Annotated in this window: 17 protein-coding genes; 9 read left to right on the forward strand and 8 right to left on the reverse strand. The window is 69.6% G+C overall.

Features of this window, described 5'->3' with window-relative positions; all coding sequences use genetic code 11:
* Positions 1-524 precede the first annotated feature (524 nt).
* The 3 genes from ACIOD2_RS38595 to ACIOD2_RS38605 form a co-directional block, all read right to left on the reverse strand.
* Positions 525-707 (reverse strand): RGCVC family protein, encoded by a 183-nt coding sequence (locus ACIOD2_RS38595; protein WP_323324636.1) that lies wholly within the window; start codon positions 705-707, stop codon positions 525-527.
* Positions 704-1,741: a fatty acid desaturase family protein gene (locus tag ACIOD2_RS38600; protein WP_400549771.1), complete on the reverse strand. Its 1,038-nt coding sequence runs from the start codon at positions 1,739-1,741 to the stop codon at positions 704-706. Before ACIOD2_RS38600 ends, ACIOD2_RS38595 begins: the two co-directional genes overlap by 4 nt.
* Before the next feature lie 474 nt (positions 1,742-2,215).
* Positions 2,216-3,121 (reverse strand): dihydrodipicolinate synthase family protein, encoded by a 906-nt coding sequence (locus tag ACIOD2_RS38605; RefSeq protein ID WP_400549773.1) that lies wholly within the window; start codon positions 3,119-3,121, stop codon positions 2,216-2,218.
* 122 nt (positions 3,122-3,243) lie between these two features.
* Between ACIOD2_RS38605 and ACIOD2_RS38610 the strand changes: the two genes are divergently transcribed.
* The 6 genes from ACIOD2_RS38610 to ACIOD2_RS38635 all read left to right on the forward strand — a co-directional run bounded on the left by ACIOD2_RS38610 (position 3,244) and on the right by ACIOD2_RS38635 (position 8,959).
* Complete coding sequence (locus tag ACIOD2_RS38610) at positions 3,244-4,470, forward strand: extracellular solute-binding protein (protein ID WP_400549775.1); 1,227 nt, start codon at positions 3,244-3,246, stop codon at positions 4,468-4,470.
* Positions 4,467-5,516, forward strand: a complete 1,050-nt coding sequence (locus ACIOD2_RS38615; protein ID WP_400549777.1) for an ABC transporter ATP-binding protein — start codon at positions 4,467-4,469, stop codon at positions 5,514-5,516. Before ACIOD2_RS38610 ends, ACIOD2_RS38615 begins: the two co-directional genes overlap by 4 nt.
* A complete protein-coding gene (locus ACIOD2_RS38620) occupies positions 5,513-6,406 on the forward strand; it encodes an ABC transporter permease (protein ID WP_400549779.1) in 894 nt (297 codons plus the stop codon). Before ACIOD2_RS38615 ends, ACIOD2_RS38620 begins: the two co-directional genes overlap by 4 nt.
* Entirely contained in the window at positions 6,403-7,230 is an 828-nt protein-coding gene (locus ACIOD2_RS38625; RefSeq protein WP_400549781.1) for an ABC transporter permease, read from the forward strand. The genes ACIOD2_RS38620 and ACIOD2_RS38625 overlap by 4 nt, the downstream gene beginning before the upstream one ends.
* A gap of 13 nt (positions 7,231-7,243) precedes the next feature.
* Positions 7,244-8,020 (forward strand): tyrosine-protein phosphatase, encoded by a 777-nt coding sequence (locus ACIOD2_RS38630; protein WP_400549783.1) that lies wholly within the window; start codon positions 7,244-7,246, stop codon positions 8,018-8,020.
* 111 nt (positions 8,021-8,131) lie between these two features.
* Complete coding sequence (locus tag ACIOD2_RS38635; protein ID WP_400549785.1) at positions 8,132-8,959, forward strand: MerR family transcriptional regulator; 828 nt, start codon at positions 8,132-8,134, stop codon at positions 8,957-8,959.
* Here ACIOD2_RS38635 and thrS read toward each other — a convergent pair.
* From thrS to ACIOD2_RS38655, 4 genes are all read right to left on the reverse strand, one after another.
* Positions 8,892-10,130, reverse strand: a complete 1,239-nt coding sequence (thrS, locus tag ACIOD2_RS38640) for a threonine--tRNA ligase (protein ID WP_400549787.1) — start codon at positions 10,128-10,130, stop codon at positions 8,892-8,894. The two genes, ACIOD2_RS38635 and thrS, sit on opposite strands and share 68 nt — an antisense overlap.
* Before the next feature lie 166 nt (positions 10,131-10,296).
* On the reverse strand, positions 10,297-10,920 hold the full coding sequence (locus tag ACIOD2_RS38645) for a dihydrofolate reductase family protein (RefSeq protein ID WP_400549789.1): 624 nt from the start codon (positions 10,918-10,920) through the stop codon (positions 10,297-10,299).
* 78 nt (positions 10,921-10,998) lie between these two features.
* Complete coding sequence (locus ACIOD2_RS38650; RefSeq protein ID WP_400549791.1) at positions 10,999-11,466, reverse strand: heme-degrading domain-containing protein; 468 nt, start codon at positions 11,464-11,466, stop codon at positions 10,999-11,001.
* Positions 11,467-11,491: 25 nt separating this feature from the next.
* Positions 11,492-11,953, reverse strand: coding sequence for a VOC family protein (locus tag ACIOD2_RS38655; protein ID WP_400549793.1), 462 nt, complete (start codon positions 11,951-11,953; stop codon positions 11,492-11,494).
* Between ACIOD2_RS38655 and ACIOD2_RS38660 the strand changes: the two genes are divergently transcribed.
* A complete protein-coding gene (locus ACIOD2_RS38660) occupies positions 11,952-13,907 on the forward strand; it encodes a phosphocholine-specific phospholipase C (protein ID WP_400549795.1) in 1,956 nt (651 codons plus the stop codon). The genes ACIOD2_RS38655 and ACIOD2_RS38660 overlap by 2 nt on opposite strands.
* Here ACIOD2_RS38660 and ACIOD2_RS38665 read toward each other — a convergent pair.
* Positions 13,904-15,133 carry a M20 family metallopeptidase gene (locus tag ACIOD2_RS38665; RefSeq protein ID WP_400549797.1) on the reverse strand — a complete coding sequence of 410 codons (1,230 nt, stop codon included), beginning with the start codon at positions 15,131-15,133 and terminating at the stop codon, positions 13,904-13,906. The genes ACIOD2_RS38660 and ACIOD2_RS38665 overlap by 4 nt on opposite strands.
* A 77-nt stretch (positions 15,134-15,210) precedes the next feature.
* Here ACIOD2_RS38665 and ACIOD2_RS38670 point away from each other — a divergent pair, with 77 nt between their 5' ends.
* Both ACIOD2_RS38670 and ACIOD2_RS38675 read left to right on the forward strand, forming a co-directional pair.
* A complete protein-coding gene (locus ACIOD2_RS38670; protein ID WP_323324621.1) occupies positions 15,211-15,693 on the forward strand; it encodes a tRNA adenosine deaminase-associated protein in 483 nt (160 codons plus the stop codon).
* Between the two features lie 23 nt (positions 15,694-15,716).
* Positions 15,717-16,145 (forward strand): nucleoside deaminase, encoded by a 429-nt coding sequence (locus ACIOD2_RS38675; RefSeq protein ID WP_323324620.1) that lies wholly within the window; start codon positions 15,717-15,719, stop codon positions 16,143-16,145.
* The last annotated feature ends 36 nt before the right edge of the window (positions 16,146-16,181 follow it).

The raw sequence follows: 16,181 nt of genomic DNA on the forward strand, positions 1-16,181 counted from the left end.
TGTTGCGATCCGAGCCGGAGGGCGTCGGTTCGGCTGTCGTGACCTGGTTGGGTGGCGCTGGTTTGGTTGTTGCGATGCAGGTCGGATGGCAGCGGGTTTGGTTGTTGCGATCCGAGCCAGGGGGCGCCGGTTCGGCTGTCGTGACCCGGTTGGGTGGCGCCGGTTCGGCTGTCGTGACCTAGGTCGGATGGCAACGGGTTGGTTGTTGCGATCCGAGCCAGAGGGCGCCCGTTCGGTTGTCGCGATCCGAGCTAAATGGCGCCGGTTCGGCTGTCGTGAACCGGTTGGATGGCGCCGGTTCGGCTGTCGCGGTCTGGGCCGGAGGGCGTCGTGATCCGGTCCGGAGGGACCGGTCGGGTGTCGCATTCCGGTCGGAGGGCGGCAGGTTCGGCCGGGTCGCGATTCGGCCGTCGGCCGGTGAAGGCCGGTCCGGCCGCGACCGCGATCCGGTTTGTTTGCCGCACCCCAAGCGGATAGCCGTTGGTGCGGAGCGGCAGGGCTGCTGCCGAGACCTCAGTCCGTGCTCAGCGGGCCTTGTGGTCCTGCGCGCTGCCGCAGACGCAACCGCGGTCGGTGCCCTGGCCGGCCGCCGTGGCCGCGCAGTAGCGGCGGGCGATCGTGTCGTGGGTGCCGAGGGGGTGCGGGCAGCTCGGGCAACGCTCGCCTGAGCGGGGCACTTCGGTTTCGTCCGGCGCGGGTGCTGTCACGCCATCACCTTCTTCGTCCGGAGCGGCTCGCCCGCCTCATGCAGGTGCTGCAACACGTAACCGTAGGAGCGGGCCCAGCCGCACTCGGCGTAGGAAATCCCGTACCGGGCGCAGAACTCCCGGACGATCACCTGCGCGTGCTTCAGGTTCGGCCGCGGCATGCTCGGGAACAAGTGGTGCTCGATCTGGTAGTTCAACCCGCCGAGGGCGAAGTCGACGACCGGCCCACCGCGGACGTTGCGCGAGGTGAGCACCTGCTTGCGCAGGAAGTCCAGCTTGTGCCCGCTCTCGAGCATCTCCATGCCCTTGTGGTTGGGCGCGAACGAGCAGCCCATGTACAGCCCCCACAGGAACTGGTGCACGAGGATGAAGATGATCCCGGTCAGCGGCGAGAGCACGATGAACACAGCTGCGAGGTAGGCCACCAGGTGCGCGATCAGGAGCGCGGACTCCAGTTTGCGCCGGCGGATGTCCTTGTTCAGCACCGCCTTCACGCTCGAGACGTGCAGGTTGAGGCCTTCGAGCAGCAGCAGCGGGAAGAACAGGAACGCCTGGTACTTCGCCATCCAGCGGAGGAACCCGCGCTTGCGCGAGCTCTGCGCCTTGCTGAACGCGAGCGCGGCGATGTCGACGTCCGGGTCTTCGTCCTCGTGGTTCGGGTTGGCGTGGTGGCGCGAATGCGTGCCGACCCACCAGCCGTAGCTGAGCCCGGTGAGTCCACCGTGGACGAACCCGGTCGCTTCGTTCGCCCTGCGGCTGCTGAAGATCTGCTTGTGCCCGGCGTCGTGGCCGATGAACGAAAGCTGCGCGAACATCATCGCGAAGAACGCGGCGAGGAACAGCTGCCACCAGGAGTCGCCGAGGTAGGCGAACGCGACCCACCCGCCACCGAAGGCGGCGAGGTTCAACGCGATCCGGGCGATGTAGTACCGACGACGGCGCTGGAGGAGTCCGGCGGCCTTGACGAGCCGGGACAGCTCGGCGAAGTCGCTGCCAGTGGACACAGGGGTATCCGGAACTTGGGTGGCACTCATCGGCACAACCGCTCTGGGTAAGTCGTAAAGGCTTGTCCAGCAACGGTTTCCGGCCCCGACAGGGTCCGGGTCCGGTCCGGGAAAAGGGCACTGGGGCCTGGTCGCGGTGGTACCGCGTCCTTAGGCAAGCCTCTCACTCCACCGCCGGATTGGCAATTCCCCGCAGGTTGCCGAGCAGGTGTACAGTCAGCCACATCGGGATTACGGTGACTTACCGCACACCCGTGACCTTCCGGCCGGATCGCTCCGGCTGGAGACAGGAGCCTGTCAGGCCCGAACCCGTCTCGTATCGCAACCGTGCCAGCCGTTCGGCCGGCGAGCAGCCGCCCGCAGTCGCGCAGAGCGACGCCCGGGGCGCCCAGTTGGGTTGCTACAGCGAGGATCGAGCCGAGCAGGCCTCTGTCACAGGGTGGTTCGTCGGCGAGTTGTGGTTCGGCGTCACCGCGCTTCCGACCCGTCGACGGGCCGCCATCTTCACGAGAGCCCCCAGGACGAGAGCAGGCCGAAGAGCCGTTCCCGTTCGGCCGCCGTCAGTAGCCGGCTGGGTGGCCGGACGTCCGGGCGGCACAGGCCCAGCTGAGCGAGCGCGTCCTTGACGACGCTGACGTTGTTCGCGTTCCCGTTGGCAGCACGGAGTTCTTCGAAAGGCCGGATCCGTTCCCAGACGGTCATCGCCGCCGGATAGTCCCCTGTGGACAGTGAGCGGAACATGTCCAGCGAGATCGACGGGTCGACGTTCACCAGCCCGGACGTGAACCCCGTGGCGCCCACCGCGAAGTAGCCGGGGGCGGAGAGCTCGGCCAGCCCGGCGATCCACACGAACCGCTCGAAGCCGGTGTCCCGCGCGACCGAACCGAAGCGCACCGGGTCCGGCACCGCGTACTTGACCCCGATGACGTTCGGCGCCGCGACGCCCAGGGCGTGCAGCTGCTCACCGCCGATGGCGGGGTTGCGCACGTAGAGCACCACCCCGAGTTCCGGCACCGCGGCGGCGATCGAGGCGTGGTAGTCGACCCAGCCGTCGCCGGAGACGTACGGGTGCACCGGCTGGTGGATCATGATCATGTCCGCGCCGGCGTCCCGCGCGTGCGCCGCGGCCCGCGTTGCCGACGAGACGTCGTGCCCGATCCCGGCGAGCACACTCGCCCGCCCGGCCACGGCCTCGACGGTGACCTCGAGACACTGCCGGGCCTCGCCTGCGTCGAGCGCGTAGAACTCGCCGGTGTTCCCGTTCGGCGTCACGACCTCGATGCCGCTGGTCACCAGACGGTCGACCAGCTTCGCGTAGGTCTGGTCGTCGACGGCGCCCTCGGCGTCGAACGGCGTGACGGGGATGGCCACCACCCCGGAAAGCCGCCGCCTCTGCTGCTCGAACGTCATCGGGCCCCTTCCGGATCACGGTCTACCCGGACGGCCCGATAGGGAGCGAAAGTGCTCGCCAAGGACGTGTCCGATCTGATATATGATGCGACATACAACATTATCACGGGCAAGGAGCAGCCATGCAGGGTCGCAGCGGCTTCCGATTCCGACGAGCGCTGCTGGTGGTGAGCCTCGCCGCCGGCCTCACGGCGTGCGGCGCCCCCGGCGGCGACGGCGGCCAGGCGGCGGCACCCCAGGCCGTGCCGGACAAGCCGAGCAAACCGGTCGAGCTCAACATCCTCGACATCGCCGGCAACCTGCAGCTCACCAAGCAGATGATCGAGAACTTCAAGGCCGCGCACCCCGAAGTGCTCTCCAAGGTCACCTATTCGACGGCCCCCGCCCCGAGCATGGCGGGCAAGCTCAAGGCCGAGCAGGACGGCGGTGTCGCCCAGACCCACCTGGTCCTCAGCGGCACCGACGGCCTCTCCGCGGGCATCGCGAACGGCACCCTCGCGAAGATCCTCCCGGACTTCGCCGGCCGGTTCCCGAACCTGATGCAGAACTACCTCGAGCCCGCGGCCAAGATGCAGGACCTCGCCAACGGCTACGGCGTCGAGGTCGTCTACTACCCCTCCGGCCCGCTGCTGGAGTTCAACCCGGCCGCGGCCGCCACGCCGCCGGCATCACCGCAGGAGCTGCTCGACTGGGCGAAGGCGCACCCGGACAAGTTCCAGTACGCCCAGCCGTCGAACTCCGGCCCGGGCCGGACCTTCCTGATGGGGCTGCCGTACCTCCTCGGGGACAAGGATCCGAAGGATCCGGACAAGGGCTGGGACAAGACCTGGGCGTTCCTGCAGGAGCTGGGCAAGTACGTGAAGTACTACCCGTCCGGCACCACGGAGGCGATGAAGAACCTCGCCTCCGGCTCGGTCGACATGGTCATGTCGACCACGGGCTGGGACATCAACCCGCGCAAGCTCGGCACGGTGCCGAACACGGTCAAGACCGCGATCATGCAGCCGATGCACTGGGTCACCGACGCCCAGTACGCCCTGATCCCCAAGGGACTCTCGGGTGACCAGGAGTCGGCGATCCTGCAGCTCATCGCGTGGATGCTCAAGCCAGACCAGCAGGCCATCGCCTACGACGACGGCTACTTCTACCCCGGCCCGGCGGTCAAGGACGTCACCCTCCAGATGGCGCCGCAGAAGAGCCAGGACACGATCAAGCAGTTCGGCCGCCCGGAGTACGAGCAGTGGATCGCCCAGTACCCCAAGGAGACCTCGCTGCCGGCCGAGCAGCAGGTCAAGGCGTTCGACAAGTGGAACCAGCTGGTCGGCGGCTCGAAGGTCGGCAAGAAGTGACGTTCGAGCAGCTTCGGCTGGACGGTGTCTCGCGCAGCTTCGGCACCGCGAACGCCCTGCGCGGCCTCGACCTCGCCATCACCCGCGGCGAGTTCGTGGCCCTGCTGGGCCCGTCCGGCTGCGGCAAGTCGACGGCCTTGAACTGCCTGGCCGGCCTCCTGCCGCTGACCGGCGGCAGCATCTGGCTCGACGACACCCGCATCGACGGCCGGCCACCGGAGCAGCGCGGGTTCGGGATGGTGTTCCAGAACTACGCGCTGTTCCCGCACCTGTCCGTCCGCGCGAACGTCGGCTTCGGCCTCAAGATGCGCAAGGTCGCCCGCGCCGACGCCCGCCGACGGGTCGACGAAGCCCTTCGCCTGGTGCAGCTCACCGAGCACGCGGCGAAGTTCCCCGCCCAGCTGTCCGGCGGCCAGCAGCAGCGCGTCGCCATCGCCCGGGCCGTGGTGCTGGAACCGGCGGTCGTCCTGATGGACGAGCCGCTGTCCAACCTGGACGCCAAGCTCCGCCTCGAGATGCGGATGGAGATCCGCCGCCTCCACCAGACACTCGGCCTCACCACGGTCTACGTCACCCACGACCAGGAGGAGGCGCTCTCGCTCGCCGACCGCCTGGTGGTGCTGCGCGAGGGCGCGGTGCAGCAGATCGGCACACCCGAGGAGGTCTACGCCCAGCCGGTGAACAGCTACGTCGCGTCCTTCATGGGCTACCGCAACCTCCTGGACCTGACGGTCACCGGCCCGGCTGCCGGTCCGGTCACCGTGGAAGGTGACGGCATCCGCCTGAGCGGCACCAACCGCGACGACCTCACGGACGGCCCGGCGAAGGTCGCCATCCGTCCCGAGGACTTCGTCGTGGGCGAAGGTACCGAGAACGCCCTCGACGTCACGGTCGAGATCGTCGAGTACCACGGCCGCGAGCTGTCGGTCTCGGCCCGCTTGCCGAACGGGGTACCGGTCTACTTCCGCACGGACAAGCGCCTCGCGCCAGGCGACCCGGCGAAGATCGGTGTCCCGGCCGAGCGGGTCCTGGTGTTCGCGCCGTGACCGCCGTGACGACGACCCGCCCGGCGCTGCGCCACCGCCTGGCCGAACGGGGCATCGACCGCGCGTTGCTGCTCCTGGTGCCCGGGTTGCTGGTCACCGCGTGCCTGTTCCTGTATCCGTTCCTCTACGGCCTCCAGTTGTCGTTCACCCCTCGTCAGGGCGGTGTCTTCGCGAACTACGCCAGGTTCTTCAGCGACCCGTACCTGCGCGACACGATCTGGACGACGCTGGGCATCGCGCTGCCCGCGACGTTCGTCAACGTGCTCGCCAGCATCCCGATCGCCTACGTCATGCGCGGCCGGGTGCGGGGCAAGCGCCTCCTGACGACGATCCTGGTCGTCCCGATCACGCTCGGCACGGTGCTCACCGCGCAGGGCCTGATCATGTACGGCGGCGAGGCGGGCTGGCTGAACAAGGTGCTCACCGCCGTCGGGATCACCGACCAGCCGCTCCCGCTGGTCCACAACTACACGGGTGTCGTGTTGTCGTTGATCATCACCGGCTTCCCGTTCTCGTTCCTGCTGACGTTGTCCTATCTCTCGGGCATCGACCCCTCCTTGGAGAAGGCGGCCGCGACGCTCGGCGCCAACTGGGTGCAGCGCTTCCGGCGGATCACACTGCCCCTGCTCGCGCCCGGCCTGGCGATCACCTTCTGCCTTTCGTTCGTGATGGCGTTCTCGGTGTTCCCGTCGGCGCAGCTCGTCGGCGACCCGGCCAACGAGACCCGGGTCATTTCGATCGCGGCCTACCACGCCGCGTTCGAGGAGTACGACTACTCGATGGGCTCGGCCGTCGCGATGATCATGGCGGTGCTCATGCTGATCGTGATCGGCCTGGTCATGGCGTGGCGCGGCACGCTGTACCGCGGAGCGACCGGAGGCAAGGGATGACCGGTTGGGTCACGCGTCCCGGACGTTGGGTCGTCTGGGCCGTCGTTGCGTTCTTCTTCGTCAACCTCGCCGGCGTGGTCCTTTCCGTCGTCGTCGATTCGTTCGGGGTGCAGTGGTTCGGCACCTGGCTCCCGGACGGTTTCACCACCCACTGGTACGCCGACGCCTGGCGTGAGTTCGGCCTCTCGGACGTCCTCCTCACGACGGCGATCGTCGCCCTGGTGGTGATCGCGGTGTCGGTGGCGGTCGGCGTCCCGGCCGCGTACGCACTGGCCCGCCGGACGTTCCCCGGCAAGCGCTTGGTGATGCTGCTGTTCGTGCTGCCGATCCTGATCCCGCCGATCACCTACGGCATCCCGCTGGCCACGGTGCTCTACAAGTTCCACCTGGCCGGCTCGATGACCGGGGTCATCCTGGCGAACCTGGTGCCGTCGGTGCCGTTCGTCGTGCTGACGATGACGCCCTTCATCGAGCAGATCGACCCGAAGATCGAAGCGGCCGCGCGCATGTCGGGCGCGCGCACGCTGTCGGTGTTCACCAGAATCCTCGGGCCGTTGCTGCTGCCGGGCATCCTGGCCGCGTCGATCCTGGTGCTGGTGCGCACGGTCGGGATGTTCGAGCTGACGTTCCTGACGGCAGGCCCGGACTCGACGACCCTCGTCGTGGCCCTCTACAACTCCGTGTTCGCCGCGGGAATTCGCGCCAACCAGTCGGTCGACGCGATGGCCACCATCTACACGGGTTCCATGCTGATCCTCCTTGTCGTGGCGTTGCGGTTCGTGAATCCGACACAATTGGTGACCCGGATCCGCGAAGAAGCTTGAGGTGTTCGAACCCATGAGCAGGGCGGTGGCCTGGGACGGCTTCTTCAACACCAGGGACCTCGGTGGCTTGCCGACCAGTTCTGGGGAGACGACCCGCTACGGCGCCTTCTTCAGGTCGGCGGACCTTCGGTTCGTCACGGACTCGGGCTGGGCCCAAGCTCGCGAAGCCGGCGTCCGCACCGTTGTCGACCTCCGCAATGAGGACGAGATCCGGCCCGGCGCGGAATCGCTGACGGCGCTGGCGGGATCGGCGCAGTTCGCCGTACCCACCGCGGCGCCGGTCACGCCGACCGGCATCAACCGGCTCGAAGTACCGCTCGACGACATCGACGACGTCGAGTTCTGGCAGCACGTCAACCGTGACCGGCTCAACGGCACCCCGCTCTACTACCCCCTCTTCCTCCGGCGGAAAGCCGACCGCTGCGCCGCCGTCATCAAGGCGATCGCGCACGCCGATCCCGGCGGTGTCCTGTTCCACTGCGGCGCCGGACGAGACCGGACCGGGCTGATCACGCTCCTGCTGCTCGCGCTGGCCGGCGTCGAACCCCGGGCGATCGCCGCGGACTACGACATGTCGGCCGAGGCCCTCAAGGCGCTGTTCGCCGCGATGGGCACCGACGATCAAGGTTCGGTCGTCGAGGCCCTCGCGAAGCGAGGCACCACGGCCCAAGAAGCCGTCTTGGCGGCCCTCGATGGTTTCGACGTCGAGCACTATCTGCTCGATGCCGTTGTCTCCCGCGACGAACTCCGCAACGTTCGCCATCGGCTCCTGGGTTCACACGCTCACTGACTGTTGCTTCCACGTGATCGACTTTACCGCCGATGTTCGAACATGTGATCGACACGATGAGGTGAAACCGGTCTTGCGCCTCCCCTGGGAGGAGATGCCAGGCTGAGCCGCATGCGCTACTCGATCGGCGAGCTGGCCCGGCGGACGGGGCTGACCGTCAAGGCCGTCCGGTTCTACTCCGATCGCGGTCTCGTGCCGCCGGCCGAGCGAAATTCCGCAGGTCATCGGCTCTACGACGGGGCCGCGCTCGCCCGGCTCGACCTGATCCGCACCCTCCGCGAGCTGGGGCTGGACCTCGCCACGATCCGGCGGGTCGTCGACGGCGAAGTCACCGTCGCCGACGTTGCGGCGAGGCACGCGGACGCCCTCGCGGTGCAGATCCGGCTGCTGCGGCTGCGTCGCAGTGTCCTGACCGTCGTCGCGGAGCGTGGTTCGACACCCGAGGAGACAAGCCTGATGAACCAGTTGGCCCAGCTGTCGGACACCGAGCGTCGCCGGCTCGTCGACGGCTTCCTCCGGGACGCCCTCGGCAGCCGTCCCGAACTCGCGGGCATCGCGCGCACGCTGACCCCCGAACTGCCGGACAACCCAGAATCCGTGCAGGTCGAGGCCTGGATCGAGCTGGCGGAGCTGACTCAGGACGCGGAGTTCCGCGGCGTCCTGCGGCGGCTCGCGGACGACCACCCGGGCGGCCTTCGCCGCGACCTCACCGCGGAGGTCCGGAGCGCCGTCGACGCCGGTGTCGCGCCCGGCTCGCCGGAGGCCGCCGAGATCGTCGACGGTCTCGGGCGGGACCCCGGGCGGCTTCGCGCATGGCTGGCCGCCGCCCGGGATCCGCGTCGCGCGCGCTATCTGGAGCTGCTCGCGATCGTCAACGGCTGGGCGGCTCCGGAAAGCCTGGCACCGACGCTGGATTGGCTGGCCGAAGCGGTTTCCTGATCTCGCCGGCGACCCACGCGAGAACTTCGTCGACGGGCCTGGCGTCCAGCCGGCTCCCATCGCGCAGCCGCACCGAAAGCCCGCCCGACGAAACCTCCCGAGGGCCGATCACGGCCTGGTACGGCGCCAGCCGCCCCTCCCTGATCCGCGCGCCCAGGCTGCCCCGGGACGCGTCGACCACCTCGATGCGCAGGTCGTCGTGCCGAATCCGGTCCGCGTAGGGCAGTTCGGCGTCGGACACGGGGAGAAGGCGGAGCTGCACCGGCGCCAACCAGGCCGGGAACGCGCCGCCGTGGACCTCGATCAGCTGCGCCATCGCCCGCTCGATGCTGCCGATGATGCTGCGGTGGACCATCACCGGCCGGTGTTTCGCGCCGTCCGCGCCGACGTACTCGAGCGCGAACTGCTCCGGCTGGTGGAAGTCGACCTGGACGGTGGACAGGGTCGATTCGCGGCCGGCGCTGTCGACGACCTGGACGTCGATCTTCGGTCCGTAGAAGGCCGCTTCGCCCTCGACGGCGTCGTACGCGAGCCCGGCGCGATCGAGAACCGAACGCAGGATGTTCGCCGCTCGAACCCACTTTTCGGCGTTGCCGACGTACTTCCCGGAGTCCCCGGCGAGTGAGAGCCGGTAGCGTGCCGGCCGGATGCCAAGAGCGTCGTAAGCCTGCCTGATCAGGGCCAACGCGGCGGCGGCCTCGTCTTCGACCTGGTCGAGGGTGCAGAAGACGTGCGCATCGTTCAGCTGGATCGCGCGCACGCGGCTCAGCCCGCCGAGCACGCCGGACAGTTCGGCGCGGTACATCCCGCCGAGCTCCGCGAGCCGCAGTGGCAGCTCGCGGTAACTGCGCCCGCGCGAGCGGTAGATCAGCGCGTGGTGCGGGCACAGGCTCGGCCGCAGCACGACCTGCTCACCGCCGAGGTCCATGGGCGGGAACATGTCGTCGCGGTAGTGGGACCAGTGCCCGGAGAGCTCGTACAGCTCGCGCTTGCCGAGCACGGGCGAGTGGACGTGCCGGTAGCCCGCGCGGCGCTCGACGTCGCGGACGTACTCCTCCAGGCTGTGGCGGACGATCGCGCCGTCGGGCAGCCAGTACGGCAGGCCGGCGCCGAGCAGCGGGTCGGAGCCGAACAGCTCCAGCTCGCGGCCGAGCTTGCGGTGATCGTGCATTGTGGACTCCTCGGGGACGGCGAGGCGGGTGACCACAAGACGAAGCCCGGGGCAACCGCCCCGGGCTGGAAACGTCGTTCAGCGCGCCGGGACACTCTCCGGCGTCGTCGTCATGGCGCGCTGCATGCGTCCACGGTAGCCAGCGGCGTCCGGCGCCGCGACGGAATTACTCCGTCACCAGCTGGAACGTGTCGTGCCGGGGCTTGCCGGCCGGGCGCAGGACCAGCACGTTGGCGCCCGTCGACGTCTGGCGGGTCTCGACGTGCGCGAACGACTTCGGCGCCACGCCCTCCGGGAACAGCTTGCGCCCCTTGCCCAGGACAACCGGGTAGAACCAGAGCCGGTATTCGTCGACGAGGTCGTTCGCGATGAGGGTCTGCAGCAGGTCGCCGCTGCCGTGGACCTGGATCTCGCCGCCCGGCCGGGCCTTCAGCTCGCGGACGAACTCGACGACGTCGCCGTTCACGAAGGACACGCCGGACCAGTCCGAACTCGACAGCGTGCGGGACACGACGTACTTCGGCAAGTCGTTCATGGCGACCCCGATGGGGTCGTCCGGGTCGGTGGCCTTCGGCCAGTACTGGACGAAGATGTCGTAGGTCCGGCGGCCGATCAGGAGCGAGCCGGCCTGGCCGAGCCACTCCGCGGCGTAGGCGGCCATGTCGTCCTCGTAGAACGGCGTCACCCAGCCGCCCTGGTCGAAGCCGCCCGACGTGTCCTCCTCGACGCCGCCGGGGCCCTGGTAGACGCCGTCCAGGGACAGGAACGTCGTGACGATCAGTTCGGCCATGGTGCCTCCTCGAATCGGGGTTGTCGCCGACGCGTCGTCCGAGGCAGGCGCCGGATCGACAAACCCGTTCGAAGAATTTCAGGAGGCGAGGAACAGTTCCAGCTGTTCGACGACAAACGCGTGGTCGTCGGCCTGCGGGAGGCCGGAGACGCCGACCGTGCCGACCGGCCCGACGCCGCGGACCAGCACCGGGAACACGCCGCCGTGGGCCGCGTACAGGTCGGGGTCGAGGCGGGAGTCCTTTTCGAACGTCCCGCCCTTCGCACGGAACTGGCTGCCGACCAGGAAGGAGCTGTGGCCGTAGCGGTCGACGACGCGGCTCTTGCGCTCGATCCAGGCGTCGTTGTCGGCCGACGTCCCGGGCAGTGCGGCGTGGAAGAGGCGCTGGCCGTTGCGGCGGACGGAGATCGTCACCGGCAGCCCGCGGTCCCGCGCGGCAGCCAGCAGCTGGGCGCCGAGAGCAAGCGCGGTCTCGTTGTCGAACTGCGTGAACTGGAGGCGTTCCTCCTGGTCAGCGAGCTGGGCGAGGCGTTCGGCGTCAGTCATGCACCCATTAAATCAACACTGTTGTTTAATTGCCAGTGAACTCGGTCAGGGAGAGCACGTTGCCGTCCGGATCGCGGAACCAGGCGATCCGGCCGCCGGGCGTGGTCCAGATTTTGTCGGTGTCCTGTGGCAGGTTGTCGAAGGTCAGGAACTCGACGCCCCGGGCGCGCAGTTCGGCGACGGACGCGTGGATGTCGGCCACCGCCCAGCCGAGCACGGTGAACGGGTGCGGCGTGAACTCCGGCACCGCGGTGACACGCAGCATCGTGCCCCCGCTGCGGAACACACAGGCGAAAGGAGACTGCTCGATGAACTCGAGCCCGGCGACATCCGTGTAGAAGGCACGTGAGCGCTCCAGGTCGGTCGACGGTGCGAAGGCGACCAGATCCGCTGAGTCGAGCATGGCTGCACCTCTCTCTCGGCGGTGAACGTACTCCTTGGCCGCGTCCTCGGCGTGCGGAAAGCTCGCGCCCGAGGAGGTGGGCATGGGCCGGATCCGGCGGCGAACGGTGCTCGGCGGCGCGGCCGCGGTGACCGTGGCCGGTGCGCTGCCCGCGGCGTGCGCGGTGCCGGCGTCGCGGACGGGCACCATCGAAGACGTCCGCCACGTCGTGGTGCTGATGCAGGAGAACCGGTCGTTCGACCACTACTACGGGACGATGGCCGGGGTGCGCGGTTTCGGTGACCGCGCGGCCCTGCGGGACGTCTTCCGCCAGCGCGGCGGTGGTGGCGGTGACCCGGTGCTGCCGTTCCGGATCGACACGTCCGTCGTGGACGGTCAGGACCTCGGCGAGCTGCCGCACGACTGGAACAGCACGCACCGCGCGTGGAACGGCGGCGCGTACGACAGCTGGATCGCCGCGAAGAGCCCGATGACGATGGGCCACTTCGCGCGCGACGACATCCCGTTCCAGCGTGCGCTGGCGAGCGCGTTCACTCTGTGCGATCACTACTTCTGCTCGATCCAAGGGCCCACACAGCCGAACCGGCTGTTCCACTGGACCGGCACGATCGACCCCGACGGGGTCGCGGGCGGTCCGGCCACGCACAACTCGCCGGACTACGAGCCGTCGTTCCGCTGGACGACGTATCCGGAGCGGCTGGAAGCCGCCGGGGTCTCGTGGCGCATCTACGCGAACGACGAGGAGCGTGGCGTACCCGAGCACTTCGTGGGCGACTACGGCGACAACCCGTTGTGGCTGTTCCAGAACTACCACGACGCGTTGTACTCGATGGACCCCGTGAAGCGGCGGCTGGCCGAGCGCGCGAACCTGCGCACGAAGCTCAAGCCGGACTCGGGCCGGGGCAAGGACCTCGACCACGTGCTGGCCGAATTCCTCGCGGACTGTGACGCCGGGACGCTGCCCGCGGTGTCGTGGGTGGTGGCGCCCTACGGCTACTGCGAGCACCCCGCGGCCCGGCCGGTCGACGGTGCCGCGTACGTCCAGCGGATGCTGAAAGCGTTGTGGGACAAGCCGGAGCTCTGGGAATCCACGGTCGTGTTCGTCAACTACGACGAAAACGACGGGTTCTTCGACCACCTCGTCCCGCCGACCCCGGCTCCCGGGACACCCGGTGAGTTCCTGCCGGCGAAGCAGCCCTGGAACGGCACGCCGTCCGGGCCGCCCGTCCCGATCGGGCTGGGGCCGCGGGTGCCGATGACGGTGATCTCGCCGTGGAGCCGCGGTGGCTGGGTGAACTCGCAGGTCTTCGACCACACGTCGGTACTGCGGTTCCTCGAGACGTGGACGGGTGTGCAGGAGCCGAACATCTCGGCGTGGCGCCGGGCGATCTGCGGCGACCTGACCAGCTGTTTCGACTTCCGGACGCACGACACGACGATCCCGCTGCTCCCGGACGTCGACGCGTTGCGCGCCGAAGCCGACCGGACGCAGACACGGCTGCCGAAGCCGGGCGTGCGGCCTGGTGCCTTGACGCAGGAGCCGGGCACGGCGAAGGCGCGTCCGCTGCCGTACCAGCCGGTCGCGTGGGCCGCTGTGGAGTCGGATGCGCTGAAGCTGCACCTGGCCAACCACGGCACGCAGACGCTGCAGCTGGCCGCGTACGCCTACCACGCCGGTGGGACGTCACAACGCTTCGACGTCCCGCCGAACGGTGTCGTCACGGGCGAAGTCGCGTACGGCGGCGCCTACGACGTCGCGATCCACGGCCCGAACGGCTTCCTGGTCGAGGCTTCAGGCGGTCCGGGGCTCGACGCCTCGGTCACGTTCGCGCCGACGCCGTCGCTGCGGGTGACCGTGACCAACAGCGGGCCGGCGCCGGTCGTGCTGAACGGCGTCACGATCCCGCCGGGCGGCGAGCACGACTTCCCGGTGACGACGGCGAACGGCTGGTACGACGTCGCGTTCGAGGTGCCCGGCTGGCGTCGTCGCTTCGCCGGTCACCTGGAGGACGGCCGCCCGTCGCGCACCGGGCCCTAGCGGAGGGCGTCCAGGGCGAAGGCGGCCAGCATCGCGACGCCGTTCGGCATGGCGTCCTCGTCGAAGAGCACGCGGTTCGAGTGGTTCGCCGCCGCCTCCGCCGGGTCGACGCCGGGCGGGCACGCGCCGAGGAACGCGTACGCGCCCTGAACGCGTTGCAGGACGTAGGAAAAGTCCTCGGCGCCCATCAGCGGGTCGGCCATCAGCTCGACGTTCTCCGGGCCCAGCACGGCTTCACCGATCGTCAGGACTTCGGCGGCGACGCGGTCGTCGTTGACGGTCACCGGGTAGCCCGGCTCGACGTCGGCGACGACGCGGCAGCCGTACGCCGCGCCGACCTGCTCGCACACCTTCGGCAGCTCGGCGCGGACCAGCGCGCGCGTGTGCTCGGACAGGGCGCGGATCGTGCCCTCGAGCTCGGCGCTCTCCGGGATGATGTTCGTGGTCGTGCCGGCCTGGATCCGCGTCACCGACAGCACGGCTGGGTCGAACACGCTGACCCGGCGCGTGATCATCGTGTGCAGCGCGCCGACCATCGCCGCGGCCGCGGGCACCGGGTCGATCGTGTGCTGCGGCGCCGACCCGTGCCCGCCCTTGCCGATGACGCGCACGTGGAACGAGTCCGCCGACGCCATCTGCGGGCCCGGGCGGACCGACAGCAGGCCGCTGCGCAGGTTGGCGAGGATGTGGATGCCGAACGCGCGCTCGACCCGCGTCCCGGCGGCGTCGAGCACGCCCTCGTGGATCATGAACCGGGCGCCGTGGTGGCCTTCTTCGCCCGGCTGGAACATGAACACGACCGACCCGGCCAGCTGGTCCTTCCGCCCGGCGAGCAGGCGCGCGGCCGAGGCGAGCATCGCGACGTGCGTGTCGTGCCCGCACGCGTGCATCGACTCCTCGTCCTCGGACGCGAAGTCCAATCCGGTCTCCTCGAACAGCGGCAGCGCGTCCATGTCGCCGCGCAGCAGCACCGCCGGGCCGGGGAGGGACCCGCGCAGGACGGCCGTCAGCGACGTCGTGGACTTGCCCTCGGTGATCTCCAACGGCAGGTCAGCGAGTGCTTCGCGGATGGCCGCCTGGGTGATCGGGAGGTGCAGGCCCTGTTCCGGCCGGCGGTGCACCGCCCGCCGCAGCGCGACGGTGCGGTCCTGCAGCGCCCGCGCGCCGTCGAGGAGGCCGGCGAATGGTGCGCCGGGCAGGGTGGGCAGGTCAGTGGGTCCGGTCATGCTCCCGATAGTGGCCCATGCGGCGCTTCGGGCGCACCGTGCGTGCGCTCGGTCGGGCAGCGGAATACGGTGTGCGCATGGCGGTGGATGAGCCGGTCACGGGCTTCGCGGTAGCCGTGGTCCGGGAGGACGGTCGGTGGCGGTGCAGTGCGCTCGACCCGGGGGCGTTGACAGAGCTGGACGCGGCGATCACTGAACTGGGCAAACTACGTTCCACCGGCGCGGCCTTCGGGCTACTGGCGGTCGACGACGAGTTCTTCGTCCTCGTCCGGCCGAGCCCGCGGGGACCGGCGTTGCTGCTTTCGGACGCGGCGGCGGCACTCGACTACGACATCGCGGCGGACGTCCTCGACGTCCTGCGCGTCGAACCACCGGACGAGGAAGACGACTCGGTCTGGCCGGAAGGCGATCTCGAGATCCTCGCGGACCTCGGGCTGCCGGCGCCGGAGCTGGAGGTCATCGTCGGCGAGGTCGACCTGTACCCGGACGAGCAGCTGCAGATGATCGCGCAGCGCGTCGGGTTCGGCACCGAGTTCGCCAAGCTCCTGGACGAGCTCTGAGACGCCCGTCCGACACCGAAGCCGTGGAGGCGGCGCTGGAGGCCGCGCACGCCCCCGGCGCGGACGTCCCGATCGGCGCGGTCGTGTTCGGCCCCGACGGGCTGCCCTTGGCCGCGGCGCGCAACGCGCGGACCGAGCTGGGCGACCCGACGGCGCACGCGGAGGTCCTGGCCCTGCGCGCGGCCGCCCAGGTGGTGGGCGACGGCTGGCGGCTCGAGGGCTGCACGCTGGCGGTGACGCTGGAGCCGTGCACGATGTGCGCGGGCGCGCTGGTGCTGGCGCGCATCTCGCGGCTGGTGTTCGGCGCGTGGGAGCCCAAGACGGGCGCGGTCGGGTCCCTGTGGGACGTCGTGCGCGACCGGCGGCTGAACCACCGCCCGGAAGTCCACGGCGGGGTCCTCGAGGCGGAGTGCGCGTCCCTGCTGGAGACGTACTTCGCGACGCGTCGCTGAGTCCATCGGTGGGTACCCCTTCGGTGAGGTCCCCGT

The organism is Amycolatopsis sp. NPDC088138 (assembly GCF_044741685.1).
Taxonomy (GTDB): Bacteria; Actinomycetota; Actinomycetes; order Mycobacteriales; family Pseudonocardiaceae; genus Amycolatopsis.

Coding starts and splice junctions, on each gene's coding strand:
- ACIOD2_RS38600 (WP_400549771.1), bottom strand. CDS start 1,741: ATGAGTGCCACCCAAGTTCCGGATACCCCTGTGTCCACTGGCAGCGAC.
- ACIOD2_RS38605 (WP_400549773.1), bottom strand. CDS start 3,121: ATGACGTTCGAGCAGCAGAGGCGGCGGCTTTCCGGGGTGGTGGCCATC.
- ACIOD2_RS38610 (WP_400549775.1), top strand. CDS start 3,244: ATGCAGGGTCGCAGCGGCTTCCGATTCCGACGAGCGCTGCTGGTGGTG.
- ACIOD2_RS38625 (WP_400549781.1), top strand. CDS start 6,403: ATGACCGGTTGGGTCACGCGTCCCGGACGTTGGGTCGTCTGGGCCGTC.
- ACIOD2_RS38630 (WP_400549783.1), top strand. CDS start 7,244: ATGAGCAGGGCGGTGGCCTGGGACGGCTTCTTCAACACCAGGGACCTC.
- ACIOD2_RS38635 (WP_400549785.1), top strand. CDS start 8,132: ATGCGCTACTCGATCGGCGAGCTGGCCCGGCGGACGGGGCTGACCGTC.
- thrS (WP_400549787.1), bottom strand. CDS start 10,130: ATGCACGATCACCGCAAGCTCGGCCGCGAGCTGGAGCTGTTCGGCTCC.
- ACIOD2_RS38645 (WP_400549789.1), bottom strand. CDS start 10,920: ATGGCCGAACTGATCGTCACGACGTTCCTGTCCCTGGACGGCGTCTAC.
- ACIOD2_RS38650 (WP_400549791.1), bottom strand. CDS start 11,466: ATGACTGACGCCGAACGCCTCGCCCAGCTCGCTGACCAGGAGGAACGC.
- ACIOD2_RS38660 (WP_400549795.1), top strand. CDS start 11,952: ATGGGCCGGATCCGGCGGCGAACGGTGCTCGGCGGCGCGGCCGCGGTG.
- ACIOD2_RS38655 (WP_400549793.1), bottom strand. CDS start 11,953: ATGCCCACCTCCTCGGGCGCGAGCTTTCCGCACGCCGAGGACGCGGCC.
- ACIOD2_RS38665 (WP_400549797.1), bottom strand. CDS start 15,133: ATGACCGGACCCACTGACCTGCCCACCCTGCCCGGCGCACCATTCGCC.
- ACIOD2_RS38670 (WP_323324621.1), top strand. CDS start 15,211: ATGGCGGTGGATGAGCCGGTCACGGGCTTCGCGGTAGCCGTGGTCCGG.